General features: G+C 73.5%; 16 protein-coding genes, 1 tRNA gene and 3 pseudogenes. 10 read left to right on the top strand and 10 right to left on the bottom strand.

Annotation, left to right across the window (positions count from 1 at the left end; all coding sequences use genetic code 11):
• Positions 1 to 207: 207 nt before the first annotated feature.
• Positions 208 to 882, bottom strand: a complete 675-nt coding sequence (phoU, locus tag GTY84_RS00005) for a phosphate signaling complex protein PhoU (RefSeq protein WP_161223908.1) — start codon at positions 880 to 882, stop codon at positions 208 to 210.
• A gap of 210 nt (positions 883 to 1092) precedes the next feature.
• Between phoU and GTY84_RS00010 the strand changes: the two genes are divergently transcribed.
• A complete protein-coding gene (locus GTY84_RS00010; RefSeq protein ID WP_161223909.1) occupies positions 1093 to 2520 on the top strand; it encodes an ATP-binding protein in 1428 nt (475 codons plus the stop codon).
• Positions 2517 to 3197, top strand: coding sequence for a response regulator transcription factor (locus GTY84_RS00015; protein WP_161223910.1), 681 nt, complete (start codon positions 2517 to 2519; stop codon positions 3195 to 3197). The genes GTY84_RS00010 and GTY84_RS00015 overlap by 4 nt, the downstream gene beginning before the upstream one ends.
• A gap of 352 nt (positions 3198 to 3549) precedes the next feature.
• Here GTY84_RS00015 and GTY84_RS00020 read toward each other — a convergent pair.
• Positions 3550 to 4068, bottom strand: a pseudogene (locus GTY84_RS00020) (DUF461 domain-containing protein); the annotation flags it as partial.
• 833 nt (positions 4069 to 4901) lie between these two features.
• Here GTY84_RS00020 and GTY84_RS00030 point away from each other — a divergent pair.
• The 6 genes from GTY84_RS00030 (at position 4902) to GTY84_RS00055 (ending at position 11940) form a co-directional block, all read left to right on the top strand.
• Entirely contained in the window at positions 4902 to 5384 is a 483-nt protein-coding gene (locus tag GTY84_RS00030; RefSeq protein ID WP_003953493.1) for a CarD family transcriptional regulator, read from the top strand.
• A gap of 513 nt (positions 5385 to 5897) precedes the next feature.
• On the top strand, positions 5898 to 6683 hold the full coding sequence (gene ispD / locus GTY84_RS00035; protein WP_202548906.1) for a 2-C-methyl-D-erythritol 4-phosphate cytidylyltransferase: 786 nt from the start codon (positions 5898 to 5900) through the stop codon (positions 6681 to 6683).
• 160 nt (positions 6684 to 6843) lie between these two features.
• Positions 6844 to 7317 (top strand): 2-C-methyl-D-erythritol 2,4-cyclodiphosphate synthase, encoded by a 474-nt coding sequence (gene ispF, locus GTY84_RS00040; protein WP_161224045.1) that lies wholly within the window; start codon positions 6844 to 6846, stop codon positions 7315 to 7317.
• Positions 7318 to 7521: 204 nt separating this feature from the next.
• Positions 7522 to 8925, top strand: coding sequence for a cysteine--tRNA ligase (cysS, locus tag GTY84_RS00045; protein ID WP_161223911.1), 1404 nt, complete (start codon positions 7522 to 7524; stop codon positions 8923 to 8925).
• Between the two features lie 150 nt (positions 8926 to 9075).
• Complete coding sequence (gene rlmB / locus GTY84_RS00050; RefSeq protein WP_161223912.1) at positions 9076 to 10017, top strand: 23S rRNA (guanosine(2251)-2'-O)-methyltransferase RlmB; 942 nt, start codon at positions 9076 to 9078, stop codon at positions 10015 to 10017.
• 138 nt (positions 10018 to 10155) lie between these two features.
• On the top strand, positions 10156 to 11940 hold the full coding sequence (locus GTY84_RS00055; RefSeq protein WP_161223913.1) for a DoxX family protein: 1785 nt from the start codon (positions 10156 to 10158) through the stop codon (positions 11938 to 11940).
• 333 nt (positions 11941 to 12273) lie between these two features.
• On the opposite strand, the gene GTY84_RS00060 is transcribed toward GTY84_RS00055, so the two are convergent.
• From GTY84_RS00060 to ugpC, 3 genes are all read right to left on the bottom strand, one after another.
• Positions 12274 to 13011, bottom strand: a complete 738-nt coding sequence (locus GTY84_RS00060) for a nucleotidyltransferase family protein (RefSeq protein ID WP_161223914.1) — start codon at positions 13009 to 13011, stop codon at positions 12274 to 12276.
• Between the two features lie 108 nt (positions 13012 to 13119).
• On the bottom strand, positions 13120 to 13575 hold the full coding sequence (locus GTY84_RS00065; RefSeq protein WP_161224046.1) for a hypothetical protein: 456 nt from the start codon (positions 13573 to 13575) through the stop codon (positions 13120 to 13122).
• Between the two features lie 313 nt (positions 13576 to 13888).
• Positions 13889 to 15028, bottom strand: a complete 1140-nt coding sequence (ugpC, locus tag GTY84_RS00070; RefSeq protein WP_161223915.1) for a sn-glycerol-3-phosphate ABC transporter ATP-binding protein UgpC — start codon at positions 15026 to 15028, stop codon at positions 13889 to 13891.
• 218 nt (positions 15029 to 15246) lie between these two features.
• Between ugpC and GTY84_RS00075 the strand changes: the two genes are divergently transcribed.
• Positions 15247 to 15320, top strand: a tRNA-Thr gene (locus tag GTY84_RS00075).
• Positions 15321 to 15419: 99 nt separating this feature from the next.
• On the opposite strand, the gene GTY84_RS00080 is transcribed toward GTY84_RS00075, so the two are convergent.
• From GTY84_RS00080 to GTY84_RS33270, 4 genes and pseudogenes are all read right to left on the bottom strand, one after another.
• On the bottom strand, positions 15420 to 16574 hold the full coding sequence (locus tag GTY84_RS00080) for a site-specific integrase (protein ID WP_161223916.1): 1155 nt from the start codon (positions 16572 to 16574) through the stop codon (positions 15420 to 15422).
• Positions 16574 to 16774, bottom strand: a complete 201-nt coding sequence (locus GTY84_RS00085) for a helix-turn-helix domain-containing protein (RefSeq protein WP_161223917.1) — start codon at positions 16772 to 16774, stop codon at positions 16574 to 16576. The genes GTY84_RS00080 and GTY84_RS00085 overlap by 1 nt, the downstream gene beginning before the upstream one ends.
• Positions 16771 to 17622: pseudogene (locus tag GTY84_RS00090) on the bottom strand (replication initiator); the annotation flags it as partial. The gene GTY84_RS00085 and the pseudogene GTY84_RS00090, both read right to left, overlap by 4 nt.
• 430 nt (positions 17623 to 18052) lie before the next feature.
• A pseudogene (locus GTY84_RS33270) lies at positions 18053 to 18329 on the bottom strand (hypothetical protein).
• A gap of 78 nt (positions 18330 to 18407) precedes the next feature.
• On the opposite strand from GTY84_RS33270, the gene GTY84_RS00100 reads away from it, so the two are divergent.
• Positions 18408 to 19163: a GntR family transcriptional regulator gene (locus GTY84_RS00100; RefSeq protein ID WP_161223918.1), complete on the top strand. Its 756-nt coding sequence runs from the start codon at positions 18408 to 18410 to the stop codon at positions 19161 to 19163.
• A gap of 1498 nt (positions 19164 to 20661) precedes the next feature.
• Here GTY84_RS00100 and GTY84_RS00110 read toward each other — a convergent pair.
• On the bottom strand, positions 20662 to 21993 hold the full coding sequence (locus tag GTY84_RS00110) for an MFS transporter (RefSeq protein WP_161223920.1): 1332 nt from the start codon (positions 21991 to 21993) through the stop codon (positions 20662 to 20664).
• Positions 21994 to 22144 lie beyond the last annotated feature (151 nt).

Below are 22144 nucleotides of genomic sequence, written 5' to 3' on the forward strand. Positions count from 1 at the left end.
GCCCCTACGGCCCCTACGGCCCCTACGGCCCCTACGGCCCCTACGGCCCCTACGGCCCCTACGGCCCCTACGGCCCCTACGGCCCCTACGGCCCCCAGGTCACCCAAGGAATCCGTCCCGGCCCGTACGGCAGGGGGCCCGGAACCCCCCAGGACGCTGTTGGTTTAGCGTCCCCCCAGTGCCGGGCCCCGCGACCGTCGGAACCACTCAGGCCCCCTCCGCCTGGGGGGTCTGGGACGCGTCCACGTGCTCGCCCGTCACCAGGTAGACCACCCGCTTCGCCACCGCGACCGCGTGGTCGGCGTAACGCTCGTAGTAGCGGCCCAGGAGGGTGACGTCGACGGCGGTCTCGATGCCGTGCTTCCAGCGGTCGTCCATCAGGTGCTGGAAGAGGGCGCGGTGGAGCAGGTCGATGGCGTCGTCGTCCTGTTCGAGCTGGAGCGCCAGGTCGACGTCCTTGGTGATGATCACCTCGGCCGTCTTCGCCATCAGGCGCTGCGCGAGCTGCCCCATCTCCAGGATCGTCGCGTGCAGGTCGTGCGGGACCGCCCGCTCCGGGTAGCGCAGCCGGGCCAGCTTGGCCACGTGCTGGGCGAGGTCGCCCGAGCGCTCCAGGTCGGCCGACATGCGCAGCGAGGTCACGACGATGCGCAGGTCCGTCGCCACCGGCTGCTGCCGCGCGAGCAGGGTGATGGCCCGGGCCTCCAGGTCGTGCTGCAGTTCGTCGACCTTCTGGTCGCCCTCGATCACGTGCTCGGCGAGCTTCAGGTCGGAGTCGAGGATCGCGGTCGTGGCGCGTCCGATCGCGGACCCGACCAGCCGGGCCATCTCCACCAGACCGTCGCCGATCGAATCCAGTTCCTCGTGGTACGCGTCCCGCATCAGGGTTCCCTCTCGTGCGTCCGGTTGGGCGACCTCGGGGATTTCGTACCCCGAGTGGCCCTCACGCCTACACGTTCCGGCCCGTACGCGTCCGTTTCCGGCACCCGGGGTGAACCGGCACCGGCTCCCAGGTGAACTCTGGGCGACGAGTGTTCGAGGTCGCACTCCGATGGCTGGGGCCATCCCCTTCACCATGCCTAACCTGGACGCATGGACGTGAACGCGGCGGTCGCCGCAGCGGCGGCGATGGCCGGAGTGCTCACCGGCGTCATCGCCATGCTGGCGTTCCGCTGGAGCGAGCGCGAACTGCGCCGCCCCACCCGTAGCTCCCTGCACACCGACCCCGTGCTCCCGCCCGGGGTGGACACCGTCCTGTCGGTGCTCCGCTCCTCCGCGGTCGTCCTCGACGAGGCCGACGCCGTGGTCAAGGCCAGTTCGGCGGCGTACGCCCTCGGCCTGGTCCGCGGCGGCAAGCTGGCCGTCGAGCCGATGCTGCAGATGGCCCGGGACACCCGGCGGGACGGTGAGATACGGCAGGTCGAGCTGGACCTGCCGCGGCGCGGGACCGGCCGGGGCGAGGCCCTCGCGGTCTCCGCCCGGGTGGCGCCGCTCGGGTCGCGGCTGGTCCTGCTGCTGGTGGAGGACCTCACCGAGGCCCGCCGCATCGAGGCCGTGCGCCGCGACTTCGTCGCCAATGTGAGCCATGAGCTGAAGACGCCGGTCGGCGCGCTCTCGCTGCTCTCGGAGGCCGTCATGGACGCCTCCGACGATCCGGAGGCCGTGGAGCGGTTCGCCGGGCGCATGCAGATCGAGGCGACCCGGCTGACCAACCTGGTGCAGGAGCTGATCGACCTGTCCCGGGTGCAGAACGACGACCCGCTCGACGACGCCGAGCCCGTCCGGGTGGACGAGCTGGTCGCCGAGGCCATCGACCGCTGCCGCCACGCGGCGGGCACCAAGCAGATCACCATGGCCTCCGGCGGCACGGCGGGCCTGCGGGTGCGCGGCAACCGCGGGCAGCTCGCCGCCGCGCTCGGCAACCTCGTCGAGAACGCCGTCAACTACTCTCCGGCGCGCACCCGGGTCGGCATCGCGGCCCGCCGGGTCGCCTCCTCCGGGGGCGATCTGATCGAGATAGCCGTGACCGACCAGGGCATCGGCATATCGGAGCGGGACAAGGAGCGTGTCTTCGAGCGCTTCTACCGCGTCGACCCGGCCCGCTCCCGGGCCACCGGGGGCACCGGCCTGGGGCTCGCCATCGTCAAGCACGTGGTCGCCTCGCACGGCGGGGAGGTCACCGTGTGGAGCGCCGAGGGCCAGGGGTCCACCTTCACCCTGCGGCTGCCGGAGTCGGGTGCCGCCCGCGACCGCGCGGCGGGCCCCGACGGCCCGGACGGCCGCGGGGACCGGTTCCGCGACGGCGACCGCGACCCCCGCCCCGAGGACCCGGGCGCCCCCGCGGCCCCCGGCGTTCCGGACGCCCCCGAGGGTGCGGAGGCCGGCCGGCCGTCCGCCCCCGCCTCCCCCCACACCCCCCGTACCACCGCCCGAACCGCACCGTCCGCATCAACCACCGCATCAGCACCGTCCGCACCATCCGCGATCGAATCGCTTTCCGCCCCGGAGGTCCTTCCGTGACCCGTGTGCTCGTCGTCGAGGACGAGGAGTCCTTCTCCGACGCACTGTCGTACATGCTTCGCAAGGAGGGCTTCGAGGTCGCCGTCGCGACCACCGGGCCCGACGGTCTGGACGAGTTCGAGCGCAACGGCGCCGACCTCGTCCTCCTCGACCTGATGCTGCCCGGACTGCCGGGCACCGAGGTGTGCCGGCAGCTGCGCGGCCGCTCCAACGTCCCCGTGATCATGGTGACGGCCAAGGACAGCGAGATCGACAAGGTCGTCGGCCTGGAGATAGGGGCCGACGACTACGTCACCAAGCCCTTCTCCTCGCGCGAGCTGGTCGCCCGCATCCGCGCCGTGCTGCGCCGCCGCGGCGAACCGGAGGAGGTGGCCCCGGCGGCGCTGGAGGCCGGTCCGGTCCGGATGGACGTCGACCGGCACGTGGTGACCGTCGGAGGGGCCAAGGTCGACCTGCCGCTGAAGGAGTTCGACCTGCTGGAGATGCTGCTGCGCAACGCCGGCCGGGTGCTGACCCGGATGCAGCTCATCGACCGGGTGTGGGGCGCCGACTACGTCGGTGACACCAAGACCCTGGACGTCCACGTCAAGCGGCTGCGCGCCAAGATCGAGCCGGACCCGGGCGCGCCCCGGTACCTGGTGACGGTGCGCGGGCTGGGCTACAAGTTCGAGCCGTAGGCCGGCCGCGCCGGGGCCGCCCGGCCCCGGCGGAGCGGTCCGCGCGCCGTCCCGGGCGCGGGCGGCGGTGCGCCGTACCGCACGCACCACGCGGAAGGGCGGGACCTCGTGGAGGTCCCGCCCTTCCGCGTTCCCGCGCCCGCCGGGGCCGGGCCGGGCGGGCGGCCGGGTCTTTCCGACCCTTCCCGTCCGCCGCGCGACGCCGTGCACGCACGCCCGCCGCACCGGCCCCGGCCCCGGTCGGTCCAGTACGGAGACCTGGGGCCTGCGCGCCGCGCACAGGCACCTGAGGCCGCGCGGCCGCTCCACGGGCGACGACGGCGAACGTCGGACAGGACCTGGCCGGGTCCTAGGCCGCCGGGGCGCCGCTGGGGCCCCAGGAGGTGTAGTAGCTCTCGGCCGGCACGACGAAGGCGCCGAGGCTCACGTCGCCGGTCTCGCTGAGCGCGAAGGTGACCTTCTGCACGTCGCCGTCGCGGACCGCCTCCCCACCGGAGGGCAGTTCGGCGGCGGCGTTGCCGTCGCCGCCGAGGATCAGCCGGCCGCCCGCGGGGACGGTAAGGTTCCGGCCGTCGGCGGGCTTCAGGGCCGCCGCGCCGGCGCCGTCCACGGTGATGGACTCCAGCGTCTGGTCCGTCCGGCCCTTGTTGAACAGGGTGGCGATGACCGTGGCCGGGCCCTTCGCCTGCTCGTCGGGCTGGGTGACGACCACCGCGTTCTGGATCTCGATGTCACCGACGGAGGTCGCCGCGTGGTCCGGCTGGATCTCCAGCGTCTGGGCGTTGTGGCCCGCGCCGCACCCGGCGAGCGTGGCGACCGAGAACGCGATGGCGGAGGCGGCGATGGCGCCGCGTCGAAGGCTGCTGCTCACGGCGGCGGCAACTCCTTGGGCTCGAACGTGGCGGCGGCTACGGATAAAGCCGCCCTAAGTTACTGTCAGCGGCCTTAGGTTACCGAGCCGTTCCCGGGCGGGCGCACCCGACCCTCCCGGAGCCGGTCCCCGGCGTCGGCGCGGGCCGCCGTTCCCGGTGGGCGCGCCCGGCCCTCCCCGAAGCGGCCCCCGGCTTCGCCCGGCGGGCGGCGGGCGGCGGGGCGGCCCCGGGGCCGGGGCCCGCCGCGGTCCTGGAGGCCGGGCGTCCGGCGCGCCGGACGCGGGCGGCGCGGCGGGGCACGGCGCAATGGTCCCGGAGCCGTCCACCATTCACATAAGAAGCACCGTCATACGGGTGGCATACCCACCGGCATACACACCCCCATACCGCCCGGCATACGTACCGCCATACGGTCCGGCATACCGCGCGCGATACCGCGCGGGCGGCGGCGTGTGAATTCCCCCGGCGGGAATGCCCGGACGGCCGGTGAATTGATCACCCGCGGGCCCCCCGGACGGCCCGGGTGATCAATTCCGGAATCGTCCGGAAGCCCGCCGCCCGCACCGAACGGAGTAGTGTAAGTCGCACCCGGACAACCGGACATATGGGGAGATTCATCCGGGTCGGGGCCCCTTCCGGCGTGTGTGACGTGCGTGTTTCGTCCGGCCCGGAGAGCCGCTCCGACCTGCGAATACCGTGCTCCGGGGGCCTGTCGCAGCACGTTCCCGCCGCTGTTGTCAAGCCCTGAGATATGCCCTGACCTGCGAAAACGCCATTCAGTGGACGCCGTATCCGTGTTACCCTGGATAGCCACGGAAGGGGTACCTGTCACATGACGTTCAAGGTTGGCGACACCGTGGTCTATCCCCATCACGGGGCCGCGCTGATCGAGGCTATCGAAACTCGCCAGATCAAAGGCGTGGACAAGACCTACTTGGTGCTGAAGGTCGCCCAGGGTGACCTGACGGTACGTGTGCCAGCGGACAATGCGGAGTTCGTCGGCGTGCGTGATGTGGTCGGTCAGGACGGGCTGGACCGGGTCTTCGAGGTGCTGCGCGCGCCGTACGCCGAGGAGCCCACGAACTGGTCGCGCCGCTACAAGGCAAACCTGGAGAAGCTCGCCTCCGGCGACGTCATCAAGGTCGCGGAAGTCGTGCGCGACCTGTGGCGGCGCGAGCGCGAGCGCGGACTCTCCGCCGGTGAGAAGCGCATGCTCGCCAAGGCCCGCCAGATCCTGGTGAGCGAACTCGCGCTCGCGGAGAACACCAACGAGGACAAGGCGGAAGCCCTGCTCGACGAGGTGCTCGCCTCCTGACACGGGGACGGGTCCGCCCGTTCCGTTCAGCGCACCGAGATGCCGCGGTGCCCGATGACAGTCTGCTGTCGCCGGGCACCGCGGCATCTTCGTGTCCGCAGCACCCGGGGCATCCGCAATGCCGCCGGCCCGGCGATGCCCGGAAAAGGCGGCGCGCCCCGAGGCCACCTCCCGGGCCCGCCGGGGGCCGTCCGGGCGCCGGGTGCCCCGGAGGCCGTCGGCCCGCCGCGCGTGGCGGGCCACGGGAGGCGCACCCGGACGTGCGGCTCGGCCGGCCGCGCGCTGCGCCCGGGATGCGCGTTCGGGCACCCCGGTGCCGGTGATCCTCGTACGCTCGTCCCGGGGAGGCCGCCGGGCGGTGTGGCGCGGCGCGCCCCGGAAACGGCGCGTCTGGCGTGCCGGGCCCGGGGCGCAGGCTCGACCGGGGTCACGGAAGGGTCCGGTCGGGGCGTCGCGCCCGGCACGGTGAGGCCATACCCAAGTAGGTCGAGCACACAAACCTGACAGGAACCGATGTCTGACGATTCGCTTCCCCCGCCCGCTCCGACGTCCGCGTCGGCCCCTTCCCCCGCCCCGGCGGGGCGCACCGCCGCGGTGATCCCCGCCGCCGGCCGGGGCGTGCGCCTCGGCCCGGGCGCCCCCAAGGCGCTGCGCGCGCTGGGCGGCACGCCCATGCTGATCCACGCCGTCCGCGCGCTGGCCGCCTCCCGCGCGGTCTCCCTGGTCGTCGTCGTGGCCCCGCCCGAGGGGGCCGCCGAGGTGCGCAGCCTCCTGGACGCGCATTCCCTGCCCGAGCGCACCGACTTCACCGTCGTCCCCGGCGGCGACTCCCGGCAGGAGTCCGTACGGCGCGGCCTCGACGCGCTGCCGGACGACTGCGGGATCGTCCTCGTCCACGACGCGGCCCGGCCGCTGGTGCCGGTGGACACGGTCGACGCCGTGATCGAGGCGGTGCGGGAGGGGGCGCCCGCCGTGGTGCCGGTGCTGCCGCTGGCCGACACCGTCAAGGAGGTGGAGCCCGCCGCCGTGCCCGGCGCCCCGGAGCCGGTGGTGGCCACGCCGGAGCGGGCGCGGCTGCGCGCGGTGCAGACCCCGCAGGGCTTCGACCGGGCGACGCTGGTGCGCGCCCACGAGACCGTCACCGGCGAGGTCACCGACGACGCGAGCATGGTCGAGCGGCTTGGGCTGACGGTGGTGGCCGTGCCCGGCCACGAGGAGGCGTTCAAGGTGACCCGGCCCCTCGACCTGGTCCTCGCCGACGCGGTCCTCGCGCGCAGGAGGCTGAACGATGGCTTCTGAGCCTCGCGGCACCCAGAACGGCGCCCCCGGCGGCCCCCAGGACGGCGCCCCCGGCGGCCCTCAGGGAGGCGCACCCCGTGACACGCCCGGCGGCACGGCGGACGGCGCGGCCCGCCTCCCGCGCGACGACACGCCGTACGGCCCCCCGGACGGGCCACCGCTGCCGCAGGTCGGGATCGGGACCGACATCCACGGCTTCGAGGAGGGCCGGGAGCTGTGGTGCGCCGGATTGAGGTGGGAGGGCGAGGGCAGCGGACTCGCCGGCCACTCCGACGCCGACGTCGTGGCCCACGCGGCCTGCAACGCGCTGTTCTCGGCGGCCGGCCTGGGCGACCTGGGCCAGCACTTCGGCACCGGGCGCCCGCAGTGGGCCGGGGCGTCCGGGGTGACGCTGCTGGCGGAGGCGGCCCGGATCGTGCGGGACGCCGGATTCCGCATCGGCAACGTGGCCGTGCAGGTCGTCGGGGACCGGCCGAAGGTCGGCAAGCGGCGGGCCGAGGCCCAGCGGGTGCTCTCGGAGACCGTGGGCGCGCCGGTGTCGGTCTCCGGGGCGACCACCGACGGACTGGGGTTCCCCGGGCGCGGCGAGGGCCTGATGGCGGTCGCCACCGCCCTGGTCGTACGGGTCCGGTGACCCGGCCCGCGGCCCCCGCCGGTCCCGCCCGCGGCCGTCCGCCGCGCCCCGCCCGGGACGCGCCCGCGGGCCCGTTCCCGGCCCCCGCCGGAACGGGCCGGGAGCGGCGCGGGACCGGTCCGGGGCAGGGGGCGGGTTCCGCCCGAGGCGGAAGTGGGACCGGTGGGGTGTGGGACAGGGGGCCGCGCCGACTACCCTGGACGGGTGAGCATTCGGCTGTACGACACCAGCACCCGGCAGATCCGTGACTTCGCCCCCCTCGTGCCCGGGTGTGTCTCGATCTACCTGTGCGGAGCCACCGTGCAGGCCGCACCGCACATCGGGCACATCCGCTCGGGGCTGAACTTCGACATCATGCGCCGCTGGTTCGCGTACCGCGGCTACGACGTCACGTTCATCCGCAACGTCACGGACATCGACGACAAGATCATCAGGAAGGCGGCCGAGCAGAAGCGCCCCTGGTGGTCCATCGGCTACGAGAACGAGCGGGCGTTCAACGACGCCTACGCCGCCCTCGGCTGCCTGCCGCCCAGCTGCGAACCGCGCGCCACCGGCCACATCACCGAGATGATCGAGATGATGCGCGGCCTGATCGACCGCGGCCACGCCTACGCGGCCGACGGCAACGTCTACTTCGACGTGCGGTCCCTGCCGGGCTATCTGTCGCTGTCCAACCAGGACCTCGACGACCTGCGCCAGCCCTCCGAGGACGGCGAGACGGGCAAGCGGGACGCGCGCGACTTCGCCATGTGGAAGGCGGCCCGGCCCGGCGAGCCGAGCTGGGAGACCCCGTGGGGGCGCGGGCGGCCCGGCTGGCACCTGGAGTGCTCCGCGATGGCGCACAAGTACCTGGGCACCGAGTTCGACATCCACGGCGGCGGGATCGACCTGATCTTCCCGCACCACGAGAACGAGATCGCCCAGGCCCGCGGCTTCGGCGACGCCTTCGCCCGGTACTGGGTGCACAACGCCTGGGTCACCATGAGCGGCGAGAAGATGTCGAAGTCGCTCGGCAACTCGGTGCTCGTCTCCGAGATGGTCAAGCGCTGGCGCCCCGTCGTCCTGCGCTACTACCTGGGCACCCCGCACTACCGCTCCGCCATCGAGTACGGCGAGGAGGCGCTGCGCGAGGCCGAGACCGGCTACGCCCGGATCGAGGGCTTCGTGCGCCGCGTCACCGAGCTGGCCGGGGCGGCCGTGGAGCCCGATGCCGAGGTGCCGCTCGCCTTCGCCGAGGCGATGGACGACGACCTGGGCGTCCCGCAGGCGCTCGCCGTCGTCCACACCACCGTCCGGCAGGGCAACAGCGCACTGGCCGCCGACGACAAGGAGGCCGCCGTCGCCCGCCTCGCCGAGGTCCGGGCCATGCTCGGCGTCCTCGGGCTGGACCCGCTCGACGAGCAGTGGGCCACCGACGAGGGCGACCGGGCCGGTGAGCTGCGCCACGTGGTGGACAGCCTGGTGCGCCTCGTCCTCGAACAGCGCGAGGCGGCCCGGGCGCGCAAGGACTGGCCCACCGCGGACGCGATCCGCGACCGGCTGGCCGACTCCGGCCTCGCCATCGAGGACGGACCGCAGGGACCGCGCTGGAGCCTCGGCCCCCGCTGACCCGCCCCCGGCCGGGGAGGATCGACCGTGCCGCCCGGTCCCCCGGGCGGCACACTGCATGAGCGCGGCGAACGCGCGGACACGACGCACGACAGACGCAAGGCACACGGAACGGGCGCCCGGCGCGCCCCGCAGAGAGACAGGGAACTCATGGCCGCGAACAACCGCCGCATGTCCGGCAAGAAGGGCGCGCAGGTCGGCAGCGGCGGCAAGCGGCGCCGGGGCCTGGAGGGCAAGGGGCCGACGCCCCCCGCCGAGATGCGCAAGGGGCACGCCAAGCAGCGCGCCGCCCAGTCGAAGGCCCGCCGCGCCCAGAGCGCCCGCCCGCAGCGGCGGGGCGGCGGCAGGTCCTCCTCCGAGCTGGTCGTCGGCCGCAACCCGGTCGTCGAGGCGCTGCGCGAGGGCGTGCCCGCCTCGACCCTCTACGTCCAGCAGTTCATCGACAGCGACGAGCGGGTCCGCGAGGCGCTCCGGCTCGCCTCCGAGCGCGGCGGCATCAACCTCATGGAGGCCCCGCGCCCCGAGCTGGACCGGATGACCAACGGGCTCAACCACCAGGGCCTCGTCCTCCAGGTCCCGCCGTACGAGTACGCCCACCCGGACGACCTGGCGGCGGCCGCCGCCGACGCCGGTGAGGACCCGCTGATCGTCGCCCTCGACGGGGTGACCGACCCGCGCAACCTCGGGGCCGTCGTCCGCTCCGTCTCCGCCTTCGGCGGCCACGGCGTCGTCGTGCCCGAGCGGCGCGCCGCCGGGATGACCGCCGGTGCCTGGAAGACCTCGGCGGGCGCCGCCGCGCGGACGCCGGTCGCCCGCGCCACCAACCTGACGCGCGCCCTGGAGGCGTACCAGAAGGCGGGCCTGGTGGTCGTCGGCCTGGACGCCGATGGCGAGGCCGAACTCGGCGACCTGGACGCCCTGGACGGGCCGCTGGTCATCGTCGTCGGCAGTGAGGGCAAGGGCCTGTCCCGGCTGGTCGGGGAGACCTGCGACGTCCGGGTGCGCATCCCGATGCCGGGCGGCGCCGAGTCGCTCAACGCCGGTGTCGCCGCGGGCATCGTGCTCTACGAGGCGGCGCGCCGCCGGGCCTGAGCCGCCGTCGGCCGGTTCGCACGGACGTCCGGCCCGGTCCCCCGCGCGGGGGGTTCCGGGCCGCCCGCCCGGGCTTGACGGGGTCCGGACACATCCGACGGGTCAAGGCAGTGTCCTAACGACACATCACTCGGTTAGATGAGTGTGGACACCAGAACACCCCGCACGCCCACGGGGGACCGCTCGTCGGGATTCGACGACGCGCCCGCGCTGAGCATGGTGAAGGTGCCGAGCGATCCGGCCCAGGTCATCGTCAATCACGCGAGCTTCCGCGTGCAGCTGGGTGCCTCCGCGCGGCGCACCAGATCCCTGCGGATCGCGCGGCACATGAGCGCCACCCAGGACACCGCCCGCATGCTCCGGGCCGGTGTCGCGGGCCCCGCCCCGGCCCGCCGCCGCCCGGTCGTCTGGAGCGGCCGGTCCGATCCCGACGACACCGGCGCCCACCGCCTCCTCCAGGCGGTCCGGGCCGGTGCCGACCGGTACGCCGAGGACCCGGGCGCCGACGCCGGCGCCACCCAGGTGATCCCGCGCGTCGGACCGGTCCCGGGCTACGGCGGCTACGACGAGGGCCCCGCCACGGAGACCCTGGAGACCCCCTTCGTCGGCGCCCAGCGCGGCCCCGCCGCCGACGGCGCCCGGCTGCTGCCCGCCATGCGCACCGTCGGCAGCGCCTACGACGAACCCGTCCGCACCGCCGGGGACCCCGACGGCCACGACGGGTACGACGGATACGGCGACCGCGCGGACGGCCCGGACGACGGCTGGGACGACCGCTACGACGACGACGGACTTCTCGTCGACGACCGCCGGGACGCGGCGGACGAGGACGGGCCGCGCTCCCGGCGGCACACCGAGGACTCCGCGCGGCACGCCTACTACCCCGGCCGCCGCATGAACCTCGGCGTGGTGCTGCTGCCGCTGCGCGTCTTCCTCGGCTTCATCTCCATCTACGCCGGCATGGGCAAGCTCTGCGACCCCGTCTACTTCGACGGCGGCGAGCGCGGCTCGATGGTCAAGTGGCTCAACACCCTGCACCCGTGGGACGTCGCCGAGCCGCTGCGCCAGTTCGCCCTCGCCCACCCGGTCGGCTCCGGGCTGGTCATCGCCTTCCTCCAGGTCCTCGTCGGCGTCCTGACCGTCCTGGGCTGCTGGCAGCGCGTCGCCGCCGTCGTCGGCGCCTGTCTGTCCGCCGCGCTGCTGGTCACCGTGAGCTGGAAGAGCGTCCCCGTCTACGACGCGCCCGACATCATCTACCTCGCCGCCTGGTCCCCGCTGGTCATCGCGGGCGCCCCCGTCTACTCCGTCGACGGCCGCCTCGCGGGCAGCGCCTGGCGGCGGCTGGGCCCCCGCGCCGACATCTGGGACCTGCGCCGCTATGTGCTGCGCCGCGGCGCCCTCATCACCTTCCTGGTCGCGGGGGTCACCCTGCTCGTCGGCTCGCTGCTCGGCGGCGCGGTCCGGGACGCCGACCACGTGGTCGTCCCCGGGCCCGGCCAGGCGCCGCGCAACGAGCTTCCGGGCTCCCCGCTGCCCCAGGAGCCCGGCGGGCGCGAGCGGGCCGCCACGCCCGACGCCACCCCCGCCTCGCCGAGCCAGGGCGCCACCTCCGGCGCCTCCGCGACCCCGTCCGGCGGGGCCGCGACGGTGCCGGGGACGAGTCGGGACACCGGTGCCGTGACCGGTGGGACGCCCAGCGAGACCCAGGGCACCATCGGCCAGGCCCCGCCCCGGGACAGCGCCCCGGCGGGGCAGGCGCCGAGCGCCACCACCGCCGGTCCGTCCTCCGGCGGCGCCAGCAGCGGTGCCCCGGGCGAGGGCGTGGCGCCCGGCCCGGAGAGCGGCGCCGACGACGACACCGGTGACGCCCCGTCCTCCCCGGGCGAGCCGGACGGACGCCTGGTGGGCGGCCTGCTCGGCTGAGGGGCCGACAGCACGACGACGGGGTCCCGCACGGTGATGTGCAGGACCCCGTCGTCGTGGTGCCCGGTGGGCGGGGGCGGCCGGACGCGTTCTGCGCGGCCGGGCCCGCCGTCCGGCCCGCCCGGCGGCCCTCCGGCCCCGCACGGCGGGCGCAGGGGGGCCGGGGAGCCGTGTGCGGGGGTCTGGCGGCGTGGTCCGGCCCCGGGGCGGGGAAGGGGCGCCCGGAGGCTCCGGGGCCCCCACGGGCCCCTCGGACGCCCCGTGGTGCCCCCGCCTCGCCTGCTGCCGCCGTACGGCGTTCGCGCGGGGCTCGGCACCCGGCGCTCGTGGGGCTCAGCGCTCGCGCAGGGCCGCCAGCTCCCGGGCCGCCTCCGTCAGGTCCTTGGCGGTGTCGATGGCGCGCCAGTAGGAGCCCTGCGGGATCGGGAACCCGGCGAGCCGGCGCTCGCGCGCCAGCCGGGGGAAGGTGGTCCGCTCGTGGTCGCCGCGCTCCGGGAGCATCGAGGCGAAGGCGGGGGAGAAGACGTAGACGCCCGCGTTGACCTCGACGGTCGACGGCGGTGCCTCGATGAAGTCCGTGATGTGCCCGAAGCCGTCGGTCTGGACGGCGCCCCAGGGCAGCCGCGGCCGGGCCAGGGCGAGGGTCGCGACGGCGTCCCGCTCGGCGTGGAAGTCGGCCAGGTCGCGCAGGGAGAAGCGGGTCCAGATGTCGCCGTTGGTGGCGTACCAGGGCAGGTCGGGGTGCGGGAGGTGGGCGGCGGCGTACTTGAGGCCGCCGCCGCGGCCGAGCGGCTCCGTCTCGACGACGGTGGTGACGGACAGCGGCAGGTCGGCGTTCTCCAGCCACTTCTGGAGGACTTCGGCGAGGTGGCCGCAGGAGACCACCACGTCCGTCACGCCCTCCTCGGCGAGCCAGGTGAGCTGGTGCCCGATGATCGGGGTCCCCGTGCCGGGGATCTCGACCATCGGCTTGGGCCGGTCGTCGGTGTAGGGACGCAGCCTGGACCCCTGTCCGCCGGCCAGGACGACGGCCTGAACGGGACGGCGGGACGCGGCGTTCGGATCGGTCATGCCCGAACTGTACGTGGCGTCCCGCGCGCCCCGTCGCGGCGCCCGGACGGTGCCGCGCCGCCCGTGCGGCGACGGAGGGTGCCGGGCGCCGCCGCACGGGCGGGGCGGTCAGCCGTGCGCGGCCAGGACGCCCGTCGCGAAGGCGGTGTCGCAGACCGGGCGGGCGTAGGACTGGGCGCGGGCGGGGCCGTAGACCCGCACGGCGGCGCGGCCCAGGGAGCGGGCGATGGACGCGCAGTGCCTGGCCAGCGAGGGCCGGTCGTTGACGGCCTGCTGGAGGTGGGTCAGGGCGGTGCCCGGATCGTCCTCCTTCAGCTCGGTCAGCAGCCGGTCGCGCAGCACCTCGTGCGGGGCGCGGGCGGTGGCGCGGGTGGACGCCCCGACGGCCGAGGCGTCCGACGCGGCGAGCACCGAGTCCGAGGGATCGCCCGACCAGTCGACCCGGGTGACGGCGAGGGTCCCGGAGAGCACCAGGACGACGGGCAGGACGAAGGCGAGAGAGCGGCCGATCCGGCGGGCGGGGCCCCGGCCGCGTCGCGTCTGTCGGGTGGCGGAGTGCTTCACGGAGTGCTTCACGCGAGTGAGGGTAGCGTCACGTAATGACATGGCGACATTCCGTCACCGGTTCGGGGGACGGGGAACGGCCCGGGAACGGGCGCGGGGTTGACGTACACGGCTCGAAACGTCCGTTGTGCCCGGGAGATCCCCGGGGGCGACGAAGGGCCCCGCGGGAGGTCGCGGGGCCCTTCGTCGTCAACGCGGGTGAATTCTCCCGGCGTCTGGTTTGTCCGTGCCCGGTTCGGGTGGCGCGTCCGCGTCCGGGCGGTCGGCCGGGCGCGGTCCGGACGGTGCCGTCCGGACCGCGCCCGGTGGCGCGTCAGTCGGAGAGGCGCTCGCCCGTGGAGGTCGAGAACACGTGGATCTCGCCCGGCTGCGGCACGACGTGGACGGTGGAGCCCTTCTCCGGCACCGCGCGGCTGTTGACGCGGATCACCAGGTCCGTGGCCTCGCCGCCGACCTCGGTGGTGCCGAAGATGTAGCCGTCGGCGCCGGTCTCCTCGACGACGTTGACCGCGACGGCCAGGCCGGCCGGGGCGTCGGCGGTGTCCTTCGTCAGGGACGCGGCGCCGCCGCCCAGCTCCAGCACGTCGAAGTGCTCGGGGCGGACGCCGACGGTGACCGTGCGGTCGCCCTTGTCGGCGGCGGCCTTCAGGGCGTCGCGGTTGACCGGGACGACGCTGTTGCCGAACTTCACGCCGCCGTCGGTGATCGGCACCTCGATCAGGTTCATGGCGGGGGAGCCGATGAAGCCGGCGACGAAGAGGTTGGCGGGCTTGTCGTACATGCGCCGCGGCGACTCGACCTGCTGCAGGATGCCGCCCTTGAGCACGGCCACGCGGTCGCCCATCGTCATGGCCTCGACCTGGTCGTGGGTGACGTAGACGGTGGTGATGCCGAGGCGGCGCTGGAGCGACGCGATCTGCGTACGGGTCGACACGCGGAGCTTGGCGTCGAGGTTCGACAGCGGCTCGTCGAAGAGGAACACCTGGGGGTCGCGCACGATGGCGCGGCCCATGGCGACGCGCTGGCGCTGACCGCCGGAGAGCGCCTTCGGCTTGCGGTCGAGGTACTCGGTGAGGTCCAGCATCTTGGCGGCCTCTTCGACCTTGCTGCGGATCTCCGTCTTGTTGACGCCGGCGATCTTGAGCGCGAAGCCCATGTTGTCGGCGACGGTCATGTGCGGGTACAGCGCGTAGTTCTGGAACACCATGGCGATGTCCCGGTCCTTCGGCGGCAGGTGCGTGACGTCGCGGTCACCGATGCGGATGGTGCCCCGGTTGACCTCCTCCAGGCCCGCGAGCATGCGGAGCGAGGTGGACTTGCCGCAGCCGGACGGGCCGACCAGGACGAGGAACTCTCCGTCCGCGATGTCGATCTCGAGGCTGTCGACGGCGGGCTTGTCGGAGTCGGAACCCGGGTAGATGCGGGTCGCCTTGTCGAACTGCACAGTGGCCATGGTGATGGGCCCCCTTCTACCGGCAGGAACGTGCCGGACGGTCCGTTGTAGGAAGGTGGTGGTCTGGTCCACACAGGTGAACCGAGTCTGGACGGTACCTGGCGTTCACCTGGTCTGTCAGCACTTGCAGGGGTGTGAACTTCGACCGAATTCCCGATCCGCATCGTTCACCGGCTCTGTGTACAGTGGTCCCGCCCGGCGCGCGCCGCCGCGCGACTGCCTCCTTAGCTCAGCTGGTCAGAGCGCCGCTCTTGTAAAGCGAAGGTCGTCGGTTCGAATCCGACAGGGGGCTCGCTGTGTGAGCAGGGAAAAGGCCACTCGGGGAAGATCCCGAGTGGCCTTTGACATCCATTCCTGACATCAACGCGGGCGGTCACCCACGGTCGACGGATCAGTCCCGACCGGTGCGCCGCTTCCTGAGCAGCCGGTCCATGTGGCTCATGGCCTCCCGCTGTGTGTCCTGCGCCACGTGCGTGTAGACGTCCATGGTGATGCTGATCTGGGAGTGCCCCAAGATCTCCATCACCACCCGGGGCGCCACTCCGGCCGCCGTGAGGAGCGTGGCGGTGCCGTGGCGGGCGTCGTGCAGCCGGATCACGCGGAGGCTGGCCGACTCGGTGACGCGGACGAAGGACCGGTAGAAGTTGCGCGGCTCGACGGGGCGCCCGGTGCGGGTGGCGAAGACGTAGCCGGAGTCCTGCCACTTCTCTCTGGCCTTGGCGCGGGTGTCGGCCTGTCGGAGGCGGTGCCAGCGCAGGGGCGCGATGCAGAGCGCGGGCAGCAGGACGACCCGCCGACGGCGGCTCTTCGGGTCGTCGTCGTACAGGACGCCCCGACGCCGCTGAACCTGGTGCCGGACGTGGAGCACCCGGTTGTCCAGGTCGATGTCCGACCACCGCAGACCGATGATCTCTCCCCGGCGGAGGCCCAGGGCGATGGCGAGGACGAAGGCCGCGTAGAGCGGGTCCGTCCGGGACGCGGTGAGGAAGTCCAACGTCTCGTCGAGGGTCCACGGGTGCAGCTCGGGCGTTTCCGTCCGGGGCGGCTCGACGAGCTTCGCCACGTTGCGCGTGATCAGTTCCTCCCGGCAGGCCGAGGAGAGCGCCGAGCGCAGCACCCGGTGCGATTCCTTGGCGGTCGCCGCGGTCGTCTGCTTCTCCAGGCGCACGAGGAAACGGCGGACGTCGGCGACGCCGAGGGATTCGAGCCGTCGGCTTCCGAGGAGCGGCACCAGGTGCAGGCGGACGTGCCCCTCGTACTTGTCGAAGGTGCTGAGCTTCCGCCGGGGCTTGACGACGTTCTCCAGCCAGTACGGCAGCCACTCGGAGAGCTTGGCCGACTTGGTGGGCACGGGCACGCCCTGGTCCACCTTGTCGAGCAGTTCACGGCGCTTGGCGTCGCACTCGGCCCAGGTCTTGCCGTAGGCGAACTTGCGGGCGCGGGTGCCGGCCGGCTGGAGGACGTAGACGGCGCACTGGTAGCGGCCGTCCTTGCGGTTGGTGATGGTGCCGGAGCCGTTCGGGTTCCGCTTGCGCTGAGCGGCCATCAGGCGGCCTCCTCGATCTCGATCTGGCCGAGGACGAAGTCCGTGACGGCATGAGCGGGGATGCGGCGAGCGCCGTCGATCTTGATGGAGACGAGCCGGTGCGACCGGATCAGGTCGTAGACCTTGGAGCGCCCGAGCCTGAGCCGGGCCATGACCTCCGGAACGGTCAGAAGTTCGCCGGGAGTTGTGGCGGTCGTCATTCCGCGCTCCCTTCGCTGCGGAGGGCGTCGCGGGCGGTCTCGCGGTTGGTGTGGAGGTCGCGGGCGATGGTGGCGGCGAGGGCGGCTTCGCCGGGGGTGTGGCCGTGGCCGGCGTACTGCCAGTCGGTGAGGACAAGGACGGTGTCCGGTTCGCGGTCGTCGAGGCCGAGGGCGGTGGCCTCTTGGGCGGCGCGGTAGTCGGCGCGTTCCTGGCGGAGGGCGCCGAGGGTGGTCGAGTAGGTGCGGGACTTGGAGGAGAAGTGGCCGCGGAAGCCGAGCATGTGGGCCCACGCCCAGAGGCGGCGGTCCGGGTAGAGGGCGTCGAGGTCGCGGCATGCGGTGATGAGGCGGCGCGTGTGGTCGGGGACGTGGCGCCGGTCGAGTTCGCCGATGCGGCGGTCGGGGGTGCCGGTGTTCTCGGCGGCTTTGGTGGCGTATTTGGCGACGTAGGAGGCGACGGCCTGTTCGGTGATGTCGGAGCTGTCGCCGAAGGCCTTGACCGGGCGGACGTCGAGTTGCCTGCCCCAGCGGAAGGTGCGGGCGGGTTGGTCGGCGGCGGCCGGGACGGAGACGGTCGTGTAGGAGTGCGTGGCGGCGGCGTGTATCGCGTCGGTGAGGAGAGTGGCGGTGGCCCAGGCGGGTGGGGGTGTGCCGGGTCCGTCGGGGCCGTCGAGGCGGATGACGGCGTGGAAGTGGAGGGCGCCGCGTTTCTGGAATTCGGCGACCTTGCCGTAGGAGACGCGGAGGTGGTCGGCGAGTTCGCGGCGGGGTAGGCCCGCGCGGGCGGTGAGTTCGCGGCGCAGGCGGGTGGTGAAGCGCTGCCAGAGCTGTCCGGCGTGGTTGTTGAAGCAGGCCTCATGCGTGCCGATCCGGCATGCCGTCGATCGGTAGGAGGGTTCAGGGGCGGGATGTGGGGGTGGCGGTCCGGGGTGGGCATCAGCAGACCTCCGCCGGGTTCGCCCAGGTCTCGGACTCGGTCGGCAGGTGAGACGTGATAATCACCGAGCGCCGACGAGTGCGCCGCTCCCAGGCCAGTACATACGGGCGGACGAGTGCGACGTCCTCCCCGCACAGCAGCGCCATGTGCTCGGAGCGGTGGCTGTGCTCCGGGTATCGCGCAGGCCAGGAGGCCGACCGGCCAAGGAGTGCGCGCGGTGCGACATCGGCCAGCGGGCGGTGGGGCGTTAACAGGCGGCGGTGCCTGCCCCTGCTGGAGTGCCGCAGCCCTCTGGCACGTGAGAGGGCGCGGCGGATACGGTCGAGCATGCTGCTCAGCTCCTATCGCTGGTAGCTCGGTCCCCCGGCATCGCCCGCCGTGGGGACCGTTTTGCGTACGGCCGCCCAGAGAGTGCGGTCGTTCAGGCTGGTGGCGAGGAGGCCGAAGCGGTCGGCGTCGGCCACCGCGTCCAGGACCTCCCGTCAGGACTCGGCGGTGAGCGATTCCGGCACGTCCGCTCCGACCGTCGTGTGTCGGGCCTGCTCCTCCACGCGCGCGGCGCCCGAGGGCGGACAGCCGGGCGGCGATGGCCGCCGCACTGACTTCCGAATCGGGCACAGGGCAGCCTCCGTCGCAGGCGATCACTTTCAGTAAAGCTAGTTAACTAGATTAGAGCTAGTGGACTAGATTTTCCATATGCCTGAGCAGCCGCCCTATCTCCGCATCGCCGACGAACTCCGGCGGCGGATCGCTGAGCACGTGTGGGAGCCGGGCGACCGGCTGCCCTCCCGCGCCCAGATCGGCCAGGAGTACGACGTCGGTGACAACGTCGTCCGCCGCGCTCAGGAACTCCTGATCTCCCAGGGCGTCCTGGAGGGCCGCGCCGGGTCGGGAACATACGTCGCCGAACCCCGGCAACGGGTGCGCGTCGTACGGTCGTCGGCGCGGGAGCAGCCCAGTGGATCGCCGTTCCGGGCCGACATGAAGGCCGTTGGCCGGCAGGGGGATTGGGAGAGCCGGACGGACGCGAAGGTGCCGGCGCCTGCCGAGATCGCCGCGCGCCTCGGGATCGTCGAGGGGGAGTTGTGCGTCCGGACGACGTACGAGTTCCTAGCGGATGGCAGGCCGGTTCAGCTCTCGACGAGTTGGGAGCCGTACGACCTCACCGCGGGCACGCTCGTCGTCCTCCCCGAGGGAGGCCCGCACGCCGGCGCCGGAGTCGTGAACCGCATGGCCGCGATCGGCGTGACCGTCAGCCACGCGGTGGAGCAGCCCGAGCCGCGAACGGCGACCGCCGAGGAGGCGTCGCTACTCGGCATCCAGAAGGCCGCGCTTGTCACGAACATCCGCCGGACGTACTACAGCGACCAGGGGCGGCCGATCGAGACGGCGGACATCGTCGTGCCCGCCGCCCACTGCGAGATCGTCTACGAGATCCCGATCAACCGCTAAGCGGGCCCGGCGGAGCCAACTACTTGGCGACGGATGTTATGGCTGCCGCCCCAGGGCACCATTGGGGTCGTCCAGGGCGGATCGAGCCAGCTCGCGGAAAGGGCTCAGGCTCGGCCAATGGATAGCTCTGCTCGGTGGCGGGGCGTACCGCCTGGCTGGCTCCAGCCCGAGCCCCACGAGAGTGGCACGCAGGATGGACCCGACGCGTTGCGTCACTGATCTTGCTTCTGCGGCAACGCTGTCAGGCCCCGCTAGAGCCACGGCACTTTCGGCCTGCGACAGCGCCGACATGAGGCGGCGCGCCTCGGCAGCCCGCTCCCGCAGGTCTCCCGGTATCGAGTCCCCTACCGAGGTGAGGGCCGCTACCGCTGGAGCAAGTTCCGCTGCTGCCTTTACGAACTGAGCGTAGGCATCAGCGCGAGTCTGACGCCGCCAGTGCTCGTGCTGCGAGCGGCGCTGGGAGTTCCCCGTGTGCTTGGCCGCACGTACCGCTCCGAAGGTGCCGAGCCCTGCCACAACTACAGCTGTTGCAGCGGTAATTGATGCCGTTCCCCCTAGGTCCATTGGCACATTATGCCAAGCGCTGACGCAGGATCGGGGGTGGACTTCACGGGTCTGCTCGGGCGCCGCACACGTGATGACCTTTGACATCCACAGCTGACATAAACGACCCCGGACGGCGGCATACAGCAGCGCCCCCACGTGACCCCCGGACCAGGCGGCGGAGTGCACGGGGGCGGGTGTGGACCGAACTTGTAAAGCGAAGGTCGTCGGTTCGAATCCGACAGGGGGCTCCACGCACCACCGGCGTCGGCTCCGGGGCATGCCCCGTCCGGGCGGCTTCCGGGTGGAAGGGGCCCCATGCGCCTCATGGCCTCCCGTGCTCTCCACCCGTGGGCGGGACGGTCCGAACAGCATGTTCCGGGACGGCTGCTCCGGGGGGCCGGTGGACGGGTCAGTGCCGGGCCGCGGACGAGGCCGGGCCGTCAGCGGCGCGACGGCCGACTTCCGCGGCTACGGGGAAGGCCCTGGCGCTCGCGGATCCTCGGACCAGGTCCGCCTCGGAGAGGCAGGCGACTTTGTGTGCTTCAAGGAGTGAGACGCGCGGTTCGAAGGTGAGCCCACGCGAGATTTCGCTTCGGGTGTACCGGCCGAGGGCGGCAAGCAATGCCGCACGTTCTCACGTCGTGGAGGGTGCCTGGGTGGCGTTGGGCATTGATGACGCGGCAGGTGCACCGGATGGTTCGTAGACGCGGACTTCGACCCCGGAATGGTTCCCAGGGCCTGGTGGATCATCGGCTCGACGTCATGCCAGGGGAGTCCGCCGTTTCCGCAGCCCAGGGGCGGTACCGCGATGGACTTGATTCCGCGCTCCACGATTTCGTCCCGCAGTGCCACGAGTCCCGAGGCGATGTCCTCAGGCCCGCGGCTGCGCGCCGGTCCGCCCCGCGCCCGGGCCCGGCCGCAGGGCCCGGACCTCGGGGTTCCGGGGGCTCCGTCACTCTCCCGGGAGCGGGGCGCGGGCGCGTCGGCCGCGGGCGGAGGCCGCGACGGCGGGCAGCAGGGCGAGGGAGAGGACACCGCCGGCGAGGGCGAGGACGGGGTAGCCGGCGGCGGCGACCACGAGACCGGAGGCCATGCCGCCGGTGGCCCCGGCCACGGCGATGGAGACGTCGACCAGGCCCTGGGTCCGGGCCCGGGTGGCGAGCGGGACGGTGTCCGTGATGATCGCGGTGCCGGAGACCAGGCCGAAGTTCCAGCCGAGGCCGAGCAGGGCCAGGGCCAGCGCCAGCAGGGCGACGGAGTCGCCGGGGGCCGCCGCGGCGAGGACGCCCGAGGCCAGCAGGGTGACACCGGCGGCGCCCGCGACGCTCGCGCGGCCGTAGCGGTCCACGAGCCAGCCGGTCAGCGGCGAGGGCAGGTACATCGCGCCGATGTGGATGCCGATGACGAGCCCGGAGGCGCCGGTGCCGTGGCCGTGGTCGCGCATGTGGACGGGTGTCATCGTCATGACCGCGACCATCACCAGTTGGGTGAGGACCATGACCAGCGTGCCGAGGACCACGCCCCCGCGGCTCCCGTCCGTGCCGTCCGCCCCGGGGGCGCCCTGGGCGTCGGGGGAGACCTGGGCGCCGGGGGTGGCCGGGCCCGGCCCGGCGCCGACCTCCCCGGCCCCGGCCGCCGCGGCACGGGCCAGGAGCAGCGGGTCGGGCCGGAGCCAGAGCGCGAGGACCAGCGCGGCCAGCGCGTAGGCGGCGCCGGAGAGGAGGAACGGCCCTGCCAGCCGGGGGATGCCGAGGTGCTCGGCGAAGGTGCCGGTCGGCGCGGTGAGGTTGGGCCCGACGACGCCGCCGAGCGTGGTGGCGACCAGGACGGTGGAGACCGCGCGGGCCCGGTGGCCGGGAGCGGCCATGTCGGCTCCGGCGTAGCGGGCCTGGAGGTTGGTGGCGGTGCCCGCGCCGTAGACGAACAGGGCGGCGAACAGCAGGACCGGGACGTCCAGCACGGCGGCGAGGATCACACCGGCCGACCCGACGGCGCCGGTGAGGTAGCCGGCGGCGAGCCCGGGGCGGCGGCCGTGCGTCTGGGAGACGCGGCCGACGAAGACGGCGGCGAGCGCGGACCCGGCGGTGAACAGGGTGCTGGGCAGCCCGGCGAGGCTGGTGCTGCCGAGCATGTCCTCGGCCAGCAGGGCGCCGACGGTGACCCCCGCCGCGAGACCGGCTCCGCTGAGGACCTGGGAGGCGACCAGGACGCGCAGGATGCGGGCCTGCGCCCGGCCGGGGTCGGGTATGGGGGCGGTCGTGCCCGCGGATGCGGTGCTGGTCATGGTCTCTTCCGGGGTTGGGGTACGAAGCGGGGCCAAGGGTACGGAGGCGGCGCACCGGGCACGGCGCGGTCCGGTCATTGTGCGGTGTCGCGCGCGGGCGCGGCAGGGCGGTGGGGGTGGCGGGAAGCGGCGCGGGGCGGGCGAGTGCCGT

This window comes from Streptomyces sp. SID8352, assembly GCF_009862265.1.
In the GTDB taxonomy this organism is placed as follows: domain Bacteria; phylum Actinomycetota; class Actinomycetes; order Streptomycetales; family Streptomycetaceae; genus Streptomyces.